The sequence below is a fragment of the Rubrobacter tropicus genome (assembly GCF_011492945.1).
GTDB classification, from domain to species: Bacteria; Actinomycetota; Rubrobacteria; order Rubrobacterales; family Rubrobacteraceae; genus Rubrobacter_D; species Rubrobacter_D tropicus.
In genome coordinates this window covers 607,562-625,940 of record NZ_CP045119.1, presented here as the reverse complement: position 1 = coordinate 625,940, position 18,379 = coordinate 607,562, and the positions used below count along the sequence as shown (strand labels likewise).

Annotated in this window: 20 protein-coding genes and 1 pseudogene; 14 read left to right on the top strand and 7 right to left on the bottom strand. The window is 65.3% G+C overall.

Annotated features, from left to right (window positions below; genetic code table 11):
• The first annotated feature begins 15 nt into the window (after nucleotides 1–15).
• From GBA63_RS02910 to GBA63_RS02890, 5 genes are all read left to right on the top strand, one after another.
• A complete protein-coding gene (locus tag GBA63_RS02910) occupies nucleotides 16–1,401 on the top strand; it encodes a metallophosphoesterase (RefSeq protein ID WP_166173322.1) in 1,386 nt (461 codons plus the stop codon).
• Nucleotides 1,383–2,024, top strand: coding sequence for a trimeric intracellular cation channel family protein (locus GBA63_RS02905; RefSeq protein WP_166173320.1), 642 nt, complete (start codon nucleotides 1,383–1,385; stop codon nucleotides 2,022–2,024). The genes GBA63_RS02910 and GBA63_RS02905 overlap by 19 nt, the downstream gene beginning before the upstream one ends.
• A 213-nt stretch (nucleotides 2,025–2,237) precedes the next feature.
• Nucleotides 2,238–3,188, top strand: a complete 951-nt coding sequence (locus GBA63_RS02900; protein WP_166173318.1) for an IS1595 family transposase — start codon at nucleotides 2,238–2,240, stop codon at nucleotides 3,186–3,188.
• A 55-nt stretch (nucleotides 3,189–3,243) separates the two neighbouring features.
• The gene (locus tag GBA63_RS02895; protein ID WP_166173316.1) at nucleotides 3,244–3,495 is read left to right on the top strand and encodes a hypothetical protein; all 252 of its coding nucleotides are present in this window, start codon (nucleotides 3,244–3,246) and stop codon (nucleotides 3,493–3,495) included.
• Nucleotides 3,496–3,535: 40 nt separating this feature from the next.
• On the top strand, nucleotides 3,536–4,381 hold the full coding sequence (locus GBA63_RS02890; RefSeq protein WP_166173314.1) for a hypothetical protein: 846 nt from the start codon (nucleotides 3,536–3,538) through the stop codon (nucleotides 4,379–4,381).
• Here the strand turns inward: GBA63_RS02890 and GBA63_RS02885 are convergent.
• The 4 genes from GBA63_RS02885 to GBA63_RS02870 all read right to left on the bottom strand — a co-directional run bounded on the left by GBA63_RS02885 (nucleotide 4,378) and on the right by GBA63_RS02870 (nucleotide 7,682).
• Nucleotides 4,378–4,539 (bottom strand): hypothetical protein, encoded by a 162-nt coding sequence (locus GBA63_RS02885; protein WP_166173312.1) that lies wholly within the window; start codon nucleotides 4,537–4,539, stop codon nucleotides 4,378–4,380. The genes GBA63_RS02890 and GBA63_RS02885 overlap by 4 nt on opposite strands.
• Nucleotides 4,540–4,741: 202 nt before the next feature.
• Nucleotides 4,742–5,251 (bottom strand): G/U mismatch-specific DNA glycosylase, encoded by a 510-nt coding sequence (gene mug, locus GBA63_RS02880; RefSeq protein WP_166173310.1) that lies wholly within the window; start codon nucleotides 5,249–5,251, stop codon nucleotides 4,742–4,744.
• A gap of 26 nt (nucleotides 5,252–5,277) precedes the next feature.
• Nucleotides 5,278–6,192, bottom strand: a complete 915-nt coding sequence (locus GBA63_RS02875; RefSeq protein WP_166173309.1) for an Asp23/Gls24 family envelope stress response protein — start codon at nucleotides 6,190–6,192, stop codon at nucleotides 5,278–5,280.
• 80 nt (nucleotides 6,193–6,272) lie between these two features.
• Nucleotides 6,273–7,682: an MFS transporter gene (locus tag GBA63_RS02870; protein WP_207957045.1), complete on the bottom strand. Its 1,410-nt coding sequence runs from the start codon at nucleotides 7,680–7,682 to the stop codon at nucleotides 6,273–6,275.
• A 113-nt stretch (nucleotides 7,683–7,795) separates the two neighbouring features.
• On the opposite strand from GBA63_RS02870, the gene GBA63_RS02865 reads away from it, so the two are divergent.
• The 4 genes from GBA63_RS02865 (at nucleotide 7,796) to GBA63_RS02850 (ending at nucleotide 11,951) form a co-directional block, all read left to right on the top strand.
• Entirely contained in the window at nucleotides 7,796–8,629 is an 834-nt protein-coding gene (locus GBA63_RS02865; protein WP_166173306.1) for an ABC transporter substrate-binding protein, read from the top strand.
• Nucleotide 8,630: 1 nt separating this feature from the next.
• Nucleotides 8,631–9,512: an amino acid ABC transporter permease gene (locus GBA63_RS02860; protein WP_166173304.1), complete on the top strand. Its 882-nt coding sequence runs from the start codon at nucleotides 8,631–8,633 to the stop codon at nucleotides 9,510–9,512.
• Nucleotides 9,509–10,255 carry an amino acid ABC transporter ATP-binding protein gene (locus GBA63_RS02855; protein ID WP_166173302.1) on the top strand — a complete coding sequence of 249 codons (747 nt, stop codon included), beginning with the start codon at nucleotides 9,509–9,511 and terminating at the stop codon, nucleotides 10,253–10,255. Before GBA63_RS02860 ends, GBA63_RS02855 begins: the two co-directional genes overlap by 4 nt.
• 103 nt (nucleotides 10,256–10,358) lie before the next feature.
• A complete protein-coding gene (locus tag GBA63_RS02850) occupies nucleotides 10,359–11,951 on the top strand; it encodes a CapA family protein (protein WP_166173300.1) in 1,593 nt (530 codons plus the stop codon).
• Nucleotides 11,952–12,286: 335 nt separating this feature from the next.
• Here the strand turns inward: GBA63_RS02850 and GBA63_RS02845 are convergent, their stop codons facing one another.
• Complete coding sequence (locus GBA63_RS02845; protein WP_166173299.1) at nucleotides 12,287–12,475, bottom strand: PCP reductase family protein; 189 nt, start codon at nucleotides 12,473–12,475, stop codon at nucleotides 12,287–12,289.
• A gap of 467 nt (nucleotides 12,476–12,942) precedes the next feature.
• Here GBA63_RS02845 and GBA63_RS02840 point away from each other — a divergent pair, with 467 nt between their 5' ends.
• The 3 genes from GBA63_RS02840 to GBA63_RS02830 all read left to right on the top strand — a co-directional run bounded on the left by GBA63_RS02840 (nucleotide 12,943) and on the right by GBA63_RS02830 (nucleotide 15,383).
• Nucleotides 12,943–13,392, top strand: a complete 450-nt coding sequence (locus GBA63_RS02840; protein WP_166173297.1) for an SRPBCC family protein — start codon at nucleotides 12,943–12,945, stop codon at nucleotides 13,390–13,392.
• A gap of 125 nt (nucleotides 13,393–13,517) precedes the next feature.
• Nucleotides 13,518–14,789, top strand: a complete 1,272-nt coding sequence (locus tag GBA63_RS02835; RefSeq protein ID WP_166173295.1) for a hypothetical protein — start codon at nucleotides 13,518–13,520, stop codon at nucleotides 14,787–14,789.
• Nucleotides 14,790–14,801: 12 nt separating this feature from the next.
• Entirely contained in the window at nucleotides 14,802–15,383 is a 582-nt protein-coding gene (locus GBA63_RS02830) for an SRPBCC domain-containing protein (RefSeq protein ID WP_166173293.1), read from the top strand.
• Here GBA63_RS02830 and GBA63_RS02825 read toward each other — a convergent pair.
• Nucleotides 15,364–15,708 carry an Mth938-like domain-containing protein gene (locus GBA63_RS02825; protein ID WP_228282279.1) on the bottom strand — a complete coding sequence of 115 codons (345 nt, stop codon included), beginning with the start codon at nucleotides 15,706–15,708 and terminating at the stop codon, nucleotides 15,364–15,366. The genes GBA63_RS02830 and GBA63_RS02825 overlap by 20 nt on opposite strands.
• Before the next feature lie 16 nt (nucleotides 15,709–15,724).
• A complete protein-coding gene (locus GBA63_RS02820) occupies nucleotides 15,725–16,597 on the bottom strand; it encodes an NAD(P)-dependent oxidoreductase (RefSeq protein ID WP_166173289.1) in 873 nt (290 codons plus the stop codon).
• Between the two features lie 193 nt (nucleotides 16,598–16,790).
• Here GBA63_RS02820 and GBA63_RS02815 point away from each other — a divergent pair.
• Both GBA63_RS02815 and GBA63_RS02810 read left to right on the top strand, forming a co-directional pair.
• Nucleotides 16,791–17,660, top strand: a pseudogene (locus GBA63_RS02815) (ATP-binding cassette domain-containing protein); the annotation flags it as partial.
• Entirely contained in the window at nucleotides 17,650–18,372 is a 723-nt protein-coding gene (locus GBA63_RS02810; RefSeq protein WP_166173285.1) for an ABC transporter permease, read from the top strand. The pseudogene GBA63_RS02815 and the gene GBA63_RS02810, both read left to right, overlap by 11 nt.
• Nucleotides 18,373–18,379 lie beyond the last annotated feature (7 nt).

Below are 18,379 nucleotides of genomic sequence, written 5' to 3'. Positions count from 1 at the left end.
AGATATACTTGGCCCGTGCCAGAGCTGCCGGAAGACACGGTGATGGTCTTCGTCTCGGACTCCCACATCGGGGGGGACCCCGGGTGCGACGGGTTCGAGTCGCCCGCGGAGCTCGAAACCCTTTTCGAGGAGCTGGCGGCATTCAACCGTCCCGTCGAGCTGATACTCGCCGGGGACTTCTTCGACTTCCTTCAGATAGGCGATGTGCCCGAGGGGACGAACCGGGCCTCGTTGACCATGTCGCGGCCGGAGTACCTCGACCTCTTCGACTCCCTGAAGAATTTCAGGTCCCGGGAAGGAAAGCGGGTGGTCTACCTGCCGGGCAACCACGACGCCGAGGCGTGGTGGAACCCGGAGATCCAGGAGACCCTGAAGGCGGTCGGGCTCGTGGACGAGTTCGCCTACAGCTACCTGGCTTCGATGGAGGTAGGCGGAGAACGGCGCGTCGTTTATTGCGAGCACGGCAACCAGTTGGACCCGGTCAACGTCGTCGAGGATTACTCGGACAGTTTAGATACGCCGCTCGGGCACCACGTGGTCATGGACTTCACCCGGCGCGTGGCGCCCTATGGCGAGGTGTCTCCGGGCCTGGACCTCTCCGAGATAAAGATGGTCTACCCGCTGGTCGCGATACCGGGCTGGGTCGCCGGGCGCTACTTCTACGACTTTGTCGGGAAGGTGATCTCCTACCTGCTCCTGCCCCTGCTCGTGGCCTACGCCCTCTACAGGACCGCGGCCTACCTGCTGGCCCTCTCCCAGGGAGGCGGGTTTCTGGGGGCCTCGGGCGAGTTGCCCCGGATACACGAGCTCTTCCTGGACCTCGCCGTCTTCGGGCTCGTGGTCTTGCTCGTTTTCGCCGTCTTTTTCCTGGTGATCCGGCACGTCGTGCGCAGGACCCTGAACGCGGTGAGCCCGGGCAAGGGGGCTCAAGGCGGAGGGCCCCACTATTCGCCGGCCGAGGCATCCCGGAAGAAGATCGAGGGGATAGCGAAGGGAGAAGCGAGGCCGCCGATGGCCCCGTCTCTGGACCCGGCCACCGTGGACGTCTTCGTCTCTGGTCACACGCACCTGCCTTCCCTCCACGAGATCGAACGCCCCGGCGGCCGGCGTTGCGCGCTGGTCAACTCGGGGTGCTGGCTGCGCCAGCTGCAGCCTGTCTCACCGCGCCTTAAGGGCCCGCCGGTCTTCGTCTCGAAGTTCGTGCTCACGCACGTAAGGGTCATGGCGGAAGACGGCGTCCTTCGCGCGGAGTTGTGGGAAAAGCCGAAGCCCGCGCGTCAGAGACTTACCCGGCTGGAACGCCTCGTATCCCTGGGGCGCAGGCCCTCCCAACCCGCCCCCGACGCCAAAGCCCGCCTGCTGGCGGCCTCCGAGCTACCCGCATGGCGCTCTACGTCGTAGACCTCTTCGGGGTCGCGGTCTTCGCCATCAGCGGGGCATTGACGGCCGGCCGCAAGAGGATGGACCTCTTCGGCGTCCTCGTCGTGGCCGTCATCACCGCCATCGGCGGCGGGACCGTGCGCGACCTGCTTCTCGACCGGCGTCCGATCTTCTGGATAGAAGACCCGACCTACCTGCTGGTCAGCGTCCTCGCCGCCGCCGCTACCCTCGCCTACGCCCGCTTCCTGCGACCCCCACGATACTCGCTGCTGGTCGCCGACGCCTTCGGCCTCGCGGTCTTCACGTTCATCGGGGCCACGACGGCCTACGAGGCCGGCGTCCCGGCCCCCATAGTCGTCCTGATGGGGACCATAACCGGCGTCGCCGGGGGGATGATGCGCGACGTGCTCTGCTCGGAGGTGCCCCTGGTCCTGCGCCGCGAGGTCTACGCCACCGCAGCCATAGCCGGCGCCACGGTCTACGTCCTCCTCACCAACGCGGGCGTCGACGGCGCCATCGTGGCCCTCCTGACCATCTCCACGGTCTTCCTCCTGCGCCTCACCGCCCTCCGCCTCGACCTGCACATCCCGAGCCCGGGCCCGAAGGACGTGGAAAATTCTACTTCACACGACGAAAGGCTCTAGAGCGGCTCGCTTGAGAACTGAACCTGAAGCGGTCAGCTTTCAGCCAGGAGCAACAAAGCAGATGGTGAGAGCGGAGGCGAAGCCGCAGCGGGCTGATAGGCAAGAATCATCCCCCGCCCCTCGAAGCCTCCAGAATCTAAAAGCCCAAAGACTCCATAGCCCTTGGTCTATTCACGGCAATAACGTAGTTGACTCACCAAAATGTGCTATACTATGGGCATGGAAAGCCCTGCAAAACAGCCGAAAACGTTACTAGAAGCGATACGGTATTTTGCGGATCTGGACGTTGCCACGGAGTACGTCGCGAAGCTTCGCTGGCCCGAAGGTCCGGTCTGCCCGAAGTGCGGCGTCGTTGACCCCAAGCACTACTTCCTAAAGACCCGGCGCGTGTGGAAGTGCCGCGCCTGCAAGAAGCAATTCAGCGTCAAGGTCGGGACGATCTTCGAGGACTCCCCGCTCGGCCTGGACAAGTGGTTGCCCGCCGTGTGGCTCATCGCGAACTGCAAGAACGGCATAAGCTCCTACGAACTGGCGCGGGATCTCGGGGTCACGCAAAAGAGCGCGTGGTTCATGCTGCACCGCATCAGGCTCGCAATGCAGACCGGGACGTTTGAGAAGCTGTCGGGTCAAGTCGAGGCCGACGAAACGTTCATCGGCGGCAAGGCCCGCAACATGCACAAGAGCAAGCGGGCCGAGAAGATAACGGGCACGGGCGGGTCGGGCAAGGTGGCGGTCATGGGCCTCCTGGAGCGCCACGGCGAAGTGAGGACCAAGGTGGTTCCCGACACCAGGAGCCGCACCCTGCAAGTCGAGGTTCGGGAGAACGTCGAGCCGGGCTCGGAGGTCCACACGGACGCGCTCAAGTCCTACCGGGGGTTGGACCCTGAGTACGTCCACAACGTCGTTGACCACGCCGAGAGATACGTTGACGGACACGTTCACACGAACGGGCTTGAAAACTTTTGGAGCTTGCTAAAGCGCGGGATCAAGGGGACTTACGTCAGCGTCGAGCCGTACCACCTTTTCAGGTACTTGGACGAGCAGGCTTTCAGGTTCAACGAGCGTGAGGGCGTGGACGGGGAGAGGTTCCAGAAAGCGCTCGGGAGCGTGGCGGGGCGTCGGCTCACGTATGACGAGCTAACGGGCAAGGCGGTTCTTGAGTAAAAACGCAACTAGTGGGTAAAAAAACCGTACTAATGGAAGGAACGTCGTGTTAAGCTTGGCTGGCAGGATAGGGCGTGTAGGTTCTCTATTCGTAGCGTTGGGGAAGGGTGGGTACGCGATGGCCTTAGGTGAGCGTCGAACCAAGAGAAGGAAAACCTCAGGCGAGAAGCCCTATATATACACCACGACGGCCGACGGCAGGAAGTACATCAAGTCGGACGAGTTTATCGAGCTTCCCCACGTCGAAAAGCAAATGAGACAGATGAGCAGGCTTGCCAAATCGCACAAGGGAAGACTGGGAATTTAGTAGTCTACTCCGACTCATTTTGAGCGCCAGCTAACGGATTGTGGCGGGGGCCGCTTCTGCATCGGTGTTGTTTCTGCTTGCCTTGGCGGGCGCTTTCGTGTTCTCTTATCGATGCCACTACACGAGCTATCAGGCCGCCAGGGTGCAAGGGCAACGGTTACTGTTCGTTGCTGCCAGCTGGGCTATCGGTCTGCTCGCTTTGTCGCGTGCTTCTATACTGCTGGTAGAGAACCGGCTTTCAGAAAACCAAAAAATGTCAATCTCCGAACAATGGCAATATGTCACCGGCCCGCTACACACACCCGCTCTGGCGACTTTCTTCGTGGCTTTCTTGTGGGGGCTCCTGCTACCTTCCCTAATCAACGCGGTTTACAGGAAGGGTCGGGCGTCGGCTCGCGCCATAAGAAAGCATGGCGGGGAACTAGAGAAACTCCTGTACCGGGCCATGGACGAAGAACTTCTGGTTTCTATAACGCTGGAAAACCGAAAGGCGTACATTGGCTGGCCCGTCTTCACCCCAGACCCCAGGCACAACACCGAAGACTTCAGGATTCTGCCCTCATTGAGCGGGCATCGGCTTGAAGATACGATGGGTCTTCAACTGACGACGGATTACAATCGCGTTTATGCGCTAATCAAGAGGCGTCGAAGTCGAGATCCAGATTACACGCTGAAGGCCCGTGACTTCGAAATTGCGATACCTCTGGAACAAATTGTCACCGTCAACCTGTTCTCTGCTCGTGTGAACCAGGATTGGTTCAAAATTCCAACAGCAGACGGCCGCAACGAACCACAGATGGATGCGGCGAGCGACTCAGGGTTACTCCAAACACTGCTGATTTTGTTGGCCGTTTGGGGCATAATCCGCGACCCCGAAGACAACTAGCCGGCCCGCTTCTCCCGCTCTCGCTTCTCCCGCTCTCGTTCTTCGTCGGCTTCCTCTTTGGGAACCTTGACCAGCTTCCGCAGCGTTTCCTCAAAGCGGTCGAATTGCTCGCCGTTCTCGTCCTCTTTGCGTTCCCGGTTAGGCCTCTCGTCTTGCACGTCAGCCGTCCTTCCTGTGCGTTAGACGCGCTGTTAAACCGTCAGCCTTGTTGTTAAAACGCCAGCCGTGCTTTCCGTATTGTAGCGGGATCTTCCGCACAGATGTACATAAGATGTCTACTCAATGACAACCGAACGACTACCGGATGCTAGCAACTTGTCACCCGACTTTGGTGAGTCAACTACGTCATTGTCCTATTCACTATGGCCTCGATCCCTCTACAAACCGTTTCAGGACCCGGTAGTGCTCTACCAGTTCCTCGAAGCGCATCCGGTTCAGGCCCGAGGGGGAGGGCACGACGACGTCGGCGACGCCGGGCACGGCCGGTTCGGGCTGCACGCCCCACCCGGCCTTGGAGGTGGCCCTGAACCACTTATAGACGCCTATGCCCGTGTAGGCCACGGTGGCGGGTCTGTAGCGTTCAAGCTTGGTTTCGAGCGCTTCGGCGCCGGTCCGGATCTCCTCCCGCGAGAGCTCGTCGGCCCTGCGCGTCGGGCGCGGGCAGAGGTTGGTGAACCCGATGCCCTCGTCCAGCAGGGCCTCGTCCTCTTCCGGCTTCCGTAGCCGCTCGGTGATGCCGGCCGCGTGCAGAACGCGCCAGAATCGGTTGCCGGGGTGGGCGTAGTGGCGGCCCGTCGTCCCGGACAAAAGCGACGGGTTGTACCCGCAGAAGAGGAGCCTCAGGCCGGGGCGGAGGAGATCGGTCGCCACGACGTCCGTCCGGGCCTCTGCCGGGCCTACCTGTCTTCGCCGCGGCGCCTGCGCCGGCGGGAGCGTCGCTCCTCGCCCTCAGAGATCCGCTCGCGGTTGATCTCCTGCGTCCTGTCGTCCGTCTGGCCCACGGCTCCCTCGTTCGAGGCGGTCTCGCGCGCGGCCCTCTCGCCCGAGGATGTTCCGCCGGTGAGGGTGGTCTCGTCCGTGGGAGCCTCGGCCCTCGGCGTCTCCGACTCGGGGGCGCCGGACGCCGGGGCTTCGGCCTCCTCGCGGCGGGCCGGCCGGGCGTCGTCGCTCGACGCTGCTTCGTCGCCGACCCTTAGCCTGCGGGTCTCGTCTTCTTCGACGGGCGTACCCTCGGCGCGGACCTCCTCCTCCGGGACCGGGCCGCTTGAGCCCTCCGTGTAGGACCGGCTGCGGGGCTCCACGGGGGTGGACTCGCGCTCGCTGGCGCCGGGGCGGAGTTCCCTGCGGGGCATCGTGCGCGTCTCGAACTGGGGGCCGGAACGCGCGCCGGATTCTTGCCGGCTGCCGTTCCCGGCGTCTTTGCTATCTTCCGGGAAGACGACGTCGGCTATGGTCACGTTGAGTTCGGTTACGTTCAGGCCCGTGAGACTGTGGATGCGTTCCGTGACCTTCTGGCGCACCTCGCCGACCGTGCCGAGGATGTTCTTGCCGTAATCTATACCCATCTTGAGGTCGAGGGCCGTCTCGACGGAGCCGACCTCGACGCTCACGCCGCGGGTCGTGCTCTCCGAGCCGGTGATCCCTTCGAGGAAGCCGCCGGCGGACCGGGAGGCGCCGCCGCCCATGTGGACGCCATCGACCTCGCCCGCTGCCATGCCCGCGATCCTGGAGACGACCGTGTCCTTGATGGTTGTCACGCCGCGGTCGCTCAGCAGCGGGCTCTCTTTTTGCCTCTGCTCTGCTTCTGTCATCTCTGGTTCTCCTCCGTCGCCGGCCTCACGAATATTCTAGATGTTTCCCCAAACCTTTCCCCGGCAACCATCCGGCCCCGCTACCGGGAACGCTTCTTTCCGGCTCCGCGCAGTTTGGGCGTGGTAAGCAGGAGCAAGACGAGGGGGATCGAAAGGACCAGGAAGGCGTCGCTGTAGCCGACGCCGGGACCAGAGTGGAAGGGGTTCAGCGGGTCCGGGGCGCCCGAGCGGGCGGCGGCGACGGCCGTAAAGAGGGCCGTACCGACGCTGATACCGCAGATCCAGACCATCTCGTTGACGGCGATCCCCGAGGGAAGGTTCTCCTCGGGCACGGTCAGGGAGACGCCGGTGGAGGTGGCGATCTTTCCCAACGTTATCCCGACGCCGACCACGACCACGAGCGCGGCGGTGACCCAGGCCGCCCCCCCGACACCAAAGCCGGAGAGGAGCACGACGCCGGCGATGCAGGCGGCGGCGCCAAGGGCGGTGGGCGCCGCGACGCCGAGGCGGTCCACGAGCCTCCCGGAGACCGGGCCCCAGACGACGGTGAGGAGCGCGGAGGGCGCGAGGACGAGCCCGATCTGCGTGGCGCCGAGGCCGTTTATCTGGGCGAGCGGCAGCGGCACGGCAACCTCGACCGCGACGATCACGCCGATGAGCAGCAGCGTCGCCGCGCACAACCACACGTAGGCCCGGTTCGCCAGCAGCGCCCGCGGCACGAACGGCTCGGGCGCCGTCGCCTGACGGAACACGAACAGGACCGAGGCCACGACCGCCACGCCGACGGACGCGAGAAAGACCCCGTCCCTGATCCCGACCTCTGCCCCCCGCGTGAGCGCGAGCAGCGCGCCGCCGAGCGCGAAAGCGAACAGCACCCCGCCGGCGAGGTCGAGGCGGCTCTCGGGAGACCCGGCGCCCCTCGGCAGCATCCTGGAGGCCAGCGGGACGAGGGCGCCGAAGAGGACGCCCGCCGCGAACAGAATCCTCCACCCGAAGAGGTCGGTGACGGCGCCGCCGAAGACCGGGCCGGCCGCGGCGCCGGCCCCGACCGCGGCCCCGACGAGGCCCAGGGACCGGCCCCGGATCTCCGCCGGGAAGACGAGGCTCACGGCCGTCGGCCCGAGCCCAACCACGGCGGCGGCGCCCGCGCCCTGGACGAGCCTGCCCGCCATGAGCGTGGCGAAGCCCGGGGCGAGGGTGCAGAGGACCGAGCCCAAAAAGAACGTCGCCAGGCCGATGGCGTAGAGGCGCGCGACCCCGTAGATGTCCGCCAGACGCCCGAAGAACGGTATGGCGACCCCGTTGACGAGGAAGTAGCCCGTGATGATCCAACCCAGGGCAACGGACCCCAGCGACAGGGCGCTTCCGATCTCGGGGAGCGCCACGGGCAGCATCGTCCCGTTCAGGACTACCGTGAAAGCGGTGGCGCACACGAACGCCAGAACGAGTCGGGCGTCGGTCTGCCGGATTTCACTCGGACGGTTACTCACCCGCGGGAGTATACGATCCATGAGCCCCGCGATTGAATCCGTTTTCCGCGGACCCTATACTGCCGGCTCCCAAGAAGGGGAAACCCGAATCCCATAAAAAAGATCGGAGCCGCATGAGAGAGCGAGTTGTGCTGGCCGGGTTGATCGCCGCGGGCCTGTTTCTGGCCGGCTGCGGCGGCGCGGGGGGCGGTGGGGCTTCATCGCAGGACCAAGCCTCCTGCGACCTCGAAGACCCGCCGCTCTTCGAGGACGGAACCCTCACGGTTGCGACGGACAGGCCCGCCTACCCGCCCTGGTTCAAGGGCGACCCCCAGAACTACGGGGGCTACGAGGGCGAGGTCGCAAGCGAGGTCGCCAGGCGCATGGACCTGCCCATAAAGTGGGTGGTCGAACCGTTCAACAAATCCTACGCGCCCGGCGCCAAGGACTACGACTTCGACATCAACCAGATCACGATCACCCCCGAACGCCAGAGGGTCGTGGACTTCTCGGACGGCTACTTCGACAACGCCCAGGGCGTGCTCGTTCTGAACGACTCTCCCGCCGCCGACGCCGAGAGCCTGTCTGACCTCAAGGACGACCGCCTCGGGGCCCAGGTCGGCACTACCGCGCTCGACTTCGTCAACACGACCATAGAGCCAGAAGAGCAGGCAAAGGTCTACGACTCGACCAACGACGCCAGGAGCGCCCTCGAAGGGGGCCAGATCGACGCCTTCGTCACCGACCTCGTCACGACGGTCTACCTGCGCGACATCGAGATAGAGAACTCGGAGGTGATCGGGCAGTATCCGGAGAACGAGCAGTTCGGGATGCTCTTCGAGAAGGGCAACCCCCTCGTCGGCTGCGTGAACGAGGTGCTCGGCGAGATGAAGAAGGACGGGACGCTCAAAGACCTCCGGAGAGAGCACCTCCAGCAGTACCTGGAAGTCCCGACCCTAGAGAAGTAGCTTGACGACCCGGGGGACCGGACCCGCCGACAGCCTCGAACCGTCCCCCGGGCGCGGCTCCAAGGCTCTCGGTAACCGCGCCGTGCTCGTCTCGGGCGCGAGCACCGTTGTCTTCTTCGCGGCCGTGGCGCTCGTCGTGGCGCTCGCGCCGGGGAGCGGTCTCGTCACCGAGCGGTTCTTCAGCCCCTTTCACCTCTGGCAGTCGATCAAGGGAACCCCGAGCGAGCCCTCGGTCCTCGGCGCGTTCCTGCTAAACGTCTACATATTCGCGATCTCGGAAGTGTTGATCCTGGTCCTCGCGCTAGTGATCGCCGTAGTACGCGGGATACCGGGACCGGCCTTCTTTCCGTTCAGGCTGGTAGCCATCGTCTACACGGACGTCTTCCGCGGGGTTCCCCTGATCCTGGTCCTCTACATCATAGGTTTCGGCGTGCCGGGCCTCGGCATCGCCTACTTCTCATACCTCTCGGACGTCACCTACGGCATCATAGCCCTCGTCCTGGTCTACTCGGCCTACGTGGCCGAGGTCTACCGCGCCGGCATCGAGTCCGTCCACGAGAGCCAGAACGCCGCCGCCCGCTCGCTCGGCCTCTCCCGTTTCCAGTCTTTACGGTTCGTCGTGCTGCCGCAGGCCATCCGGCGGGTCATACCGCCGCTCCTCAACGACTTTATAGGGTTGCAGAAGGACACGGCGCTCGTCTCGGTGCTCGGCTCCATAGAGGCCGCCCGCGCCGCCCAGATCTACGGCGCCTCCCAGTTCAACTACGCGAGCTACGTCGTGGCGGCCCTACTCTTCGTCCTCATAACCATCCCGCTGGCCCGCTTTACCGACCGCCTCATAGCGCGCGACAAGCGCCGCCGCCAGGCCGGGGGGGTGGCGTGAGCGCGGTCCTCGTACTCGAAGGGATTCGCAAATCCTTCGGCGAGAACGAGGTTTTGAAGGGGATAGACCTGGAGGTCGCGGCGCACGAGGTGGTGTGCCTGATCGGGGCCTCGGGATCGGGCAAGTCCACCCTGCTCCGATGCACCAACCTGGTCGAGCCGATAGACGCGGGGCGGGTGGTTGTGGAAGGGGAGGAGATCACGGCCGCCGGGGTAGACGCGAACCGCGTCCGCCGACGCATCGGCATCGTCTACCAGTCCTTCAACCTCTTCCCCCACATGACGGTGCTCAGGAACATAACCCTCGCCCCCCGCGAGGCGCTCAAGATGGACCGGAAAGCTGCGGAAGAGCACGCCATCTCGCTCCTGGCGCGCTTCGGCCTCGCCGACAGGAAAGACGAGTACCCCGACCGGCTCTCAGGCGGCCAGCAGCAGCGGGTCGCGATAGTTCGGGCGCTGGCGATGCGGCCATCGATCATGCTGCTCGACGAGGTCACTAGCGCGCTGGACCCCGAGCTCGTGGCGGAGGTGTTGAACGTGATCAGGGAGCTCGCCAGAGAAGGCATGACCATGATCATCGCGACCCACGAGATGGGCTTCGCCCGCGACATCGCAGACCGGGTCTGCTTTCTGGAGGGAGGACGAATCCTGGAGCAGGGCCCGCCGGAGAAGATCTTCTCCTCTCCGGAGAACCCGCGGACGGCCCGCTTCCTCCGCCGCATCATCGAGGCCGGACGGCTGTGAGGCGCCCTTCTTTTGAAGGGCGCGCTGTCGGCTTTCAGCAGTCAGCCTTCAGCCGGTGCTGATAGATTGCTATGGTTGGGTTCGGGTTCCGAGAGGTGGCTTCTTGAAGCGAACGGTTCTTGGGTTGAAGGTATTGGCGCTGGTGGCGGGGATACTCTCGCTGCTTCTTCCGCTAGGCTCTTGCTCATCCGAGGCGCCCGAGAACACGGAAGCGAACCGGGGTACCGTAGAAACCCGGAAGAGCGAAAGTCGCAAGAGCAACACTAAATCCCGGGCCCTGGGAGGGGCTACGGAGGGTACCCGCAATCCGGACTCGCAGGCTTCCCTCGTGCCGGTTGCGCACCTCTCTTCCCTGCGCGAGGGCGTGGGCCTGCGGGAGCTTTCTGGGGTGGACGAGTTGTCGGTACCGGAGGGGTCGCTGGGGGTGGCGGAAGGCCTGATCGAACGCCCCGGTTTCAGAAGCTTCGACTCGGCGGACGCGGTCATCGACCACGTAAGCCGGACCCCCGATGCCTTGGGACTCGTGCCCTGGGACGCGGTAGGTCCGCGGGTCAGGGCGCTGGCGGTCGAGGGAGAGTCCATCCTGGAGCCTGATGGCGCGGCGCCCTCGGACTACCCGCTGCGCCCCAAGCAGGGGACGGGGCCGGACCCGGGCGAGCTTCGCCGGGTCGTGATCGGGGGCGACGTCGTACTCGACCGCGGCCAGAACTACATGGCGATCCGGCAGGGTATGGGCCCAGACTTCTCGATGGATGGGGGCTACGCGGCGATCACGAGCCGCACGCTGGAGCCGAACCCCTACTCCCCGTCCAGCACCGTCCACCAGTTCACGGCCGAACGCACGGGGCGGGCGGGCGCCGTCCGCGAGTACCTCTCGGGCGCGGACCTGACGCTCGCGAATTTCGAGAACCCGGTCGTGGAGGGCGCCGTCTACCACCCGGAAGAGGCGACGTTCACCGGCGACCTGCGCCTCATGCCCATCCTGGAGCAGGCCGGCATCGACGGCGTCACCCTCGGCAACAATCACGTCCTGGACGCCGGGACGTCAGGGCTCGAGGAGACGCTCGGGCACCTCGACCGGGCGGGTATCGAGCGCGCCGGGGCGGGGATGGACCTCGCAGAAGCCAGGGAGCCCATGATCTTCGATCTCGGCGCCACGAGGATAGGCGTTCTCTCCCACCTGAGCATCCCCGGCTACGAGTGGGCCTGGGCCACGGAGACGACCCCGGGCACGGCCCCGCTCGTGGAGGACGTGGTGAGGGAGGACGTGGAACGCCTGCGACGGGAGGTGGACCTCGTCGTCGTGATGCCCCACTGGGGCAGGGAATACCTGGCAGAACCGGAACCGGGACAGGTAAAGCTCGCGCACGCCGCGGTAGACGCGGGCGCGGACCTCGTAGTGGGCGGCCACGCCCACTGGCCCAAGGGCATCGAGCTCTACGAAGGGGCCCCGATCTTCTACGGCGTCGGAAACTTCCTCCTCGACCAGTCCTGGTCCGAGGAGACCTCCACGGGCATCTTCGCCGAGATCACCCTCCACGAGGACCGGATCATCCAGATCCAACCGGTCCCCTTCATCCTCCTGGACTACGCCCAGCCAAACTTCCTGACCCCCGAGGCCGGCGGGGACAGGACCCTGCGGAAGATCTACGCCGCCTCTTTGGGCCCCGAGTTCGAAGCGTACGGAGAGAGATAATGATCCGAAAGATGTAGCACGATCCTCGCAAGGGATGCTACTATGATCGTGGTTGTTGTACCTCGAGGAGGAGGAAAGGGTCCGATGGATCACTAAGTCGACAACCATCTGCGGGCCCTAACAGGCCCACAGACCGGGTCGGTGGACGCCCGCCAAAAGGGCGGCTCACCGGCCCGGATTTTTTGTAGCGGTCAGCTATCAGCGTTCAGCTTATCTTAGGGCGGCGTGGCCCGCCGAAAAGCACCCGGCGCCGGTTGACCGAAACGGGAGACAAGATCCCCACAAAGCCACATCACCGTAAAAGAGGCTGACGGCTGAAAGCTGACCGCTGAAAGCTATTTAAACCTGTACTGCCGGTACATCCCGGCGCTCTCGTCCACGTCGGCTTCCGTTACGTGGGTCCGTCCGCGGCCGGCCACGCGGTCTTCTATGCGCTTGCGGATAAAGCGGCGCATCAGGAAGGGGCTGCGCCTTATGCGGCGGTCGGCCTCGGGGTCCCAGGTAATGTTCCGTTCGTCAGGCAACGCGCAACCTCTCTCCGAAGATCCCAAATTGCTGGTGTCCGCATTCTACCCCAGCGGGCTGGACGGACGATAGAGTTCTTCACGCTATCGTGCCGCGGCGGGCGAGGTTGCCCCAACCCGCTAGCTACAGCATAATTCAGGGTAACGCTATGGCTTACGGCCCACGGAGGGCACGTCCGATGCCGCGCGACCTGGCGAGTCGCCTGAGAGAAGAACGTCACCGGAAGTTCATCGGACGGTTCGCCGAGATTGAGCCTTTCAGAGACGCGCTCACCGCCGACGAACCGCCCTTTAACGTACTGTGCGTCTTCGGTCCCGGCGGCCACGAACGGGTTCGCCTGCAGACCACCGAACAGGTTTTCGACGGACTGGACGCACATATCTTCGGTCCGCGGCGGCAAGGTAGTGCGCCTGTGCGAATCGTACGACACCGACACGTTGGCCTGGGCCTTCTAAGGAGACGCGGCATGACCCGCATACACAACACCGTTCGCATAGAGAAGCCTGTCCAAAGGGTCTACGACTACGTGACGACCCCGGGCAACTGGCCGGCATGGCATCCTTCGTCCCTGGGCGTGAGCGGCGCGACCGACCATTCGCTCGGGCCTGGAGAGAGGGTGACGGAGGAGTTCCGCGTGGCCAGGCGGCGCGGGCGGGTGGTGTGGACGGTGCGCGAGAGGGAAGCGCCGCGCCGCTGGGTTATCGACGGCAGGGTAGAGGGAGGCGGCAGCGGCACCATCGTCTACGCCCTGACGCCGGACGCGAACGGCACGACGTTCGAGCGGGACCTCGTCTACGCCATGCCAAACCGGCTGATGGCGCTCCTCGACCGCCTGGTGCTTCGTCGCCGGGTCGAAGCGGAGTCCATCGAGGCGCTCCGGCGCTTGAAGGGTGAGCTGGAAAGGGAGGCCGTATGAAACCGCCAGGGTCCGCGGGAGAGCCGGCCGGGACCTTCCACGGTCCCCACGAACGTTTGGCCCGCTATCCGTTGTTAGAAGCCCTGATCGAACGCCGCTCGCGACGTTTCGGGGGAGGCATGAGCTTGAACGGAGGACCGCTCGCCTACCAGAGCAGGCGCGGGCCCGAGCCGTTGAGCCACCAAGAAGAGGCGGCCCTGGCCTTTGCGGGATGCGGCGTCACGGGCTTCGCACTCGCGGAGTTGCCCTTCGACGGCGGTGACCTGCCGGAGGCGGGCGGCGGGAACATCATGGTGCACTTGATAGGCCGCACGGTCGCGAGCGGCGACGCGGTCCACGCCGTCGCGCTCTTCGTCATCAACGACGAGGGAGCGTGGATGCTCAAACGTCCGCAAGATCATCCCCGGGCCGAGATCTCCTCCCTCTCCGCAATGGCCCGCGAACACAGGCTTGCGGAGCTCTACGAGAAGAGTCGGGTCCGCATCGCCGACGGACGTCCAAACGTGCCGCGCGAGCTGCCCTTCGTGATGCCCTTCAACAAGTGGTCTGCGAACGTGACGGGCACGACCTATTTCCTGCCCGTGGCCGAGCTCAGCGCTTTCTACATCAACATCCTCCTCTCTGCCTTCGGCGAGGACTTCGGCTATTTCGTGGTGGACGAACGCAACCGCTACCGGCCGCCTGGCATCGCCAGGTTCGCGCGTTCGAAGGGCGGACACCTGCACGACGATCCTGGAGAGGGACGCTTCGCCACGGTCGGCATCCTGGAGACCTGGCTTTACGAGTTCGCGGCGATCGAACAGGGCGGCGTGCTGCAGAACCTGGGGCTCATGACGCAGGCCCTGGGGCTTGGCGGTTTCTCGCACTTCGCGGCCCACCCTTTCGCCTGGTTCCAGGCGCTCGGCTTCCGCGTGCAAGAGATTCCCTTCTCACGCACCATCGGGGCCGGGCCCGTGACGACGAGGATTTTGAAGGCTCTGCAAAGGGACCCGCCCGTGCCAACCGCGGTGGGACTGGAGCTGGACGGCGAGGTGCTGATCAAACCTTTCTGCCCACCCTACTACCGGAACATGAAGGAGGCCGTACTAGCCTTCGTGGACTACAAGCGGGCGTGGGGGAGCGGCACGCACCGCGACGGGGGCGAAGCCACGGGCTGGCGGGAGGGAGGGCGTGTGCAGGCCGGCATCCCGAACTACTCCGACGCCGCCATCAACGCCACGATCTCTTACTGCGAGTACGTGTACGGTAGGTACGGCAGGTTCCCGGCCAACAGCGGCCCGTTCCGTACGGTGCTGGCGTACCAGGCCCACCACTTGGATCCAGATTTCTACGACCGTTTCTACCGTCCGGGGGCCCTGACCGAGACCCAACGGCGGAACGCGGCCCACCCACTGTAGGAGGGTTTTTGTATGCAGACGAACAACCCGGCCGTCGTCCGTCCCGTCGCGGCGGGGCTGGTAGGCGTCGGTGCCGGCATTCTGGTTGGAAACCGCCTGATCAAGACCTACGACTGGCGCACGCATTGGACGATACCGGCGCCGCTCCCCGCGGTCTACGATGCGATGACTTCGCGCGAAGCGCTGCGGCAATGGTGGCCCTCGATGGAGCTGACGGACGAGGACGACGATGACGCCCTGCGCGAGGGGAGCACGGTCTCTTTCAGGGTGCACCAGGCGCCCGAGGTCGCCCGTCTCGCCCCGCCTTTCAGGATTCACTGCGTCTACACGGACGTGGAGCCCGAGAAACGGCTGCGCGAGGTCGTCACAGGGGACCTGACAGGAGTACTCGAGACCCTGTTCGCGGAGGATAATCGGGGGATCACCCACGTCACGTTCGACTGGTACGTGCGCGTGACGAACCCGGCGCTCAACTTGATCGGCCACGTGGCGAAGAGTACTTACCGTCACAGCCACGACGGCGTCATGCGCGAGGGAGAAGAAGGACTCAGCAGCTACTGCGCCCGAAACGGTATCAGCAGGTCGAGTGGATGAGCGCGCCCATCGGTCCTTTCTCGCGTAGCTCGTTGTACGCGGCAACGGCCTCCTCGGTCGGCAGGGCGCGCGCTGCGACGCCCCTCTCTTTCAGGGCGTCGAGCGTCTCCCCGCGGACGCGCAACTTTCCGTAGAAGCCCGTTCCGGGGACGACCGTCGTCGCGCCGTGTTCTAACAGCTCCTCGACGTCGGCGGGTCCGACGCCAGGCTCGTGGCGGGTGCCTGTCTCGTTCCAGTCCCACTCCCTGGCGCCGCCGGGAAAGAGCTTCGCGTCCTTGAAGGTCCTCTCCCCCGCCTCCAGGCGGCCACAGGAGGCGCTAGTCACGCGCGGGGCAGTTTCGTCACCCATGGGCTGTTGCGGCCACGTAGACGGCCGCCATGTCATCGTCCCCGTGGCCCGAGGCTATCGCCTCGTCGAAGTGGGCCGCCACGGCTGCCGCCACCGTCATGTCGAGGCCCTTTCTCGCGGCGGCGTCGAGGACGAGGCCGGCGTCCTTGCGGGCCAGCTTCGCGGAGAAGCTCGTGGGGTAGTCTTCCTCGATCATCATGCTGCCCTTCATCTGCGCGTAGGGGAGGCCGAGCGGTCCGCCCTCGATGGTCTCGAGGAACTTCTGCGGGTCGACGCCGGTGGCCCGGGCAAAAGAGATGGTTTCTGCCAAGACCCCAAGCAGGCCCACGATCCAGTTGTTCACGACGAGCTTGAGGCGGCTGCCCTCCCCGGCCCCGCCGAGCCACACCGTCTTGCCCCCGACCGCGTCGAAGACGGGTTCGCACTCGTCCCGCACGTCCTCAGGACCCGAGGCGAGCACGACCAACTGCCCCTGCTCGGCCGGTGCCTTGGTACCCAGCACCGGCGCGTCCACAAAGGCGACGTTGTTCTCGGCGGCAAGCCGGGCCAGCCTTTCACTGCCCTCCTCCCCCACCGTGCTCATCTGCAGCCACACGGCGCCTTCAGCCAGGACCGAGAGCGCACCCTCGCCGACCACGCTCTCTATAACGTCGGCGTCGGAGAGCATCGTCAGCAGGAAGTCCGCTCCGGAGGCGGCCTCCGCAGGATCTTCGGCCACCGTGGCGCCGTCTTCGGCCAGTGGTTCGGCCTTCTCAGCCGAGCGGTTCCAGGCTCGGACCTCCATGCCGGCCTTCAAGAGGTTCCGCGCCATCGCGGCGCCCATGATCCCGGTCCCAAGCAGTGCGACCTTCGCGTTCTCGGCCATCCGTCCTCCTCGTCTGTGACAACGATGGAACTACCATACTCTACCGGAACGTGGGCGTGGGGTGAGGCCCACCACAGCCCGTCCCGGTAACCGGCGCTAGAATGCCTGCATGGTCGAGCCCCCCGTACCCGCGCTGGAAGCGAGAGAGATCTCCCGCCGCTACAAGAGCAGCGGCCGTGGCGTGGAGGGCGTCAGCTTCTCGGTGGCACCCGGCGAGGTCTTCGGGCTAGTCGGGCCAAACGGCTCGGGCAAGAGCACCCTGCTGCGCGTCCTCTCCACGGCCATCGAGCCCGACGGCGGCAGGTTTTTCGTGGCGGGCGCTGACGGGATCCGGGAGAAGCGAAAGGTGAGGGCGAGGATGGGCCTCATGGTCGACCGTCCCACCCACTACGGCGACCTTACCGGAAGGGCCAACGCGTACTTCTTCGCCCGCGCCTACGGGGTCGAGGAGGCGAAGGCCGAAGCCGTGGTCTCCGAGTTGCTCGACTTCTTCGACCTGGCGGAGTACGCGGACGACAGGGTCAAGACCTACTCCTACGGGATGGGCAAGAAGCTCGCGCTCGTCGAGGCGCTGGCGCACGGACCGGAAGTCCTGCTGTTGGACGAGCCTTCTCTCGGGCTCGACTACACCTCCCAGCTCGCGTTCCAGCGTAAGATCCGGGACCTCTCCGAGTCGGGCGTGGCCGTCGTGCTCGCCAGCAACCAGGTGGACGAGGTCGAGGCATTGTGCGACCGGGTGGCTTTTCTGTACCGGGGCGGGGTGGTCGCGCAGGACACTCCGGAGGCCCTGATCTCCTCGGTAGAAGGCGTCCGTAGGGTGGTCGCGACGCTGCGCAACCCGGTCGAGTACGGCCCGGTGGAGAGCGTGGAGGGGGTCCAGCGCGTGGTGCCGGAGGGCCGGAACCTGGTGGTTCATTGCGACGAGCGGCCGGGAATCGTCGCGGACGTCGTGGCCGGCCTGGTTCGGTCAGGCGGGGACGTCGTGAGCCTCTCGGTCGAGCGGCCTAACCTGGAAGACGTGTTCGTCAAGCTCACGGGGGAGGCGCTCAGGCGTGAGGATTAGTCCCCCGGACGCCTACTGGAAGAAGGACGTGGCCCTCTTCTTCGGCAAGAGGTTCGCGCTCGCGATAAAGATGCTGTACCCGCTCGCGATCATCGGCCCCGTCGCCGCGAGCGATATCCCGGCGCAGTACGCGGCGGCCGTCATAGGCATAGTGGCGATCATGGCGGGAACCTTTGGGGCCGGGGAGAGCCTGACGTCGGACCTGAACGACGGCATCCTGGTGCGCGTCGCGCTCACGCCCCTCTCGCCCTACCGCATCGTCTTCGAGGTCCTCGTCGTGAACGCCGTTCTGGACTTTCTGCAGTTGCTCTCGGCGCTGGTCGTCGTCTACGCGCTGCACCCGGCGCCGCTCGTCTGGGTGCTGGCGGCGACGCTCGCGGTCTTCGCGACGCTCGTGGCGGCCAATTGCATCGGAATCTTTATAGCCAACTTCACCACCTCGCCGGCGGACGTGCTGCTCTACGCCACCGCGGTCCTGTTCCCCCTGATCTACGTCTCAGGCCTCTTCCGCAACCAGAACCCGGAAGGCTGGCTCGCCGTGCTCCGCGACTTCGTCCCCTTCGCCTACACCAACGACGCCCTGAAGACCATCTTCGGCCTGGCGACCGGGACGGCCCCTTGGGAGGTCTTCGTCTACCCCCCGATCATCTGCACAGCACTCATCGTCCTCGTGTGCCTCACGGCCCCGCGCTTGCTCTCGGTGCGCCTGTAACCTCGAT

Coding starts and splice junctions, on each gene's coding strand:
- GBA63_RS02905 (WP_166173320.1), top strand. CDS start 1,383: ATGGCGCTCTACGTCGTAGACCTCTTCGGGGTCGCGGTCTTCGCCATC.
- GBA63_RS02900 (WP_166173318.1), top strand. CDS start 2,238: ATGGGCATGGAAAGCCCTGCAAAACAGCCGAAAACGTTACTAGAAGCG.
- GBA63_RS02875 (WP_166173309.1), bottom strand. CDS start 6,192: ATGACAGAAGCAGAGCAGAGGCAAAAAGAGAGCCCGCTGCTGAGCGAC.
- GBA63_RS02865 (WP_166173306.1), top strand. CDS start 7,796: ATGAGAGAGCGAGTTGTGCTGGCCGGGTTGATCGCCGCGGGCCTGTTT.
- GBA63_RS02840 (WP_166173297.1), top strand. CDS start 12,943: ATGACCCGCATACACAACACCGTTCGCATAGAGAAGCCTGTCCAAAGG.
- GBA63_RS02830 (WP_166173293.1), top strand. CDS start 14,802: ATGCAGACGAACAACCCGGCCGTCGTCCGTCCCGTCGCGGCGGGGCTG.
- GBA63_RS02820 (WP_166173289.1), bottom strand. CDS start 16,597: ATGGCCGAGAACGCGAAGGTCGCACTGCTTGGGACCGGGATCATGGGC.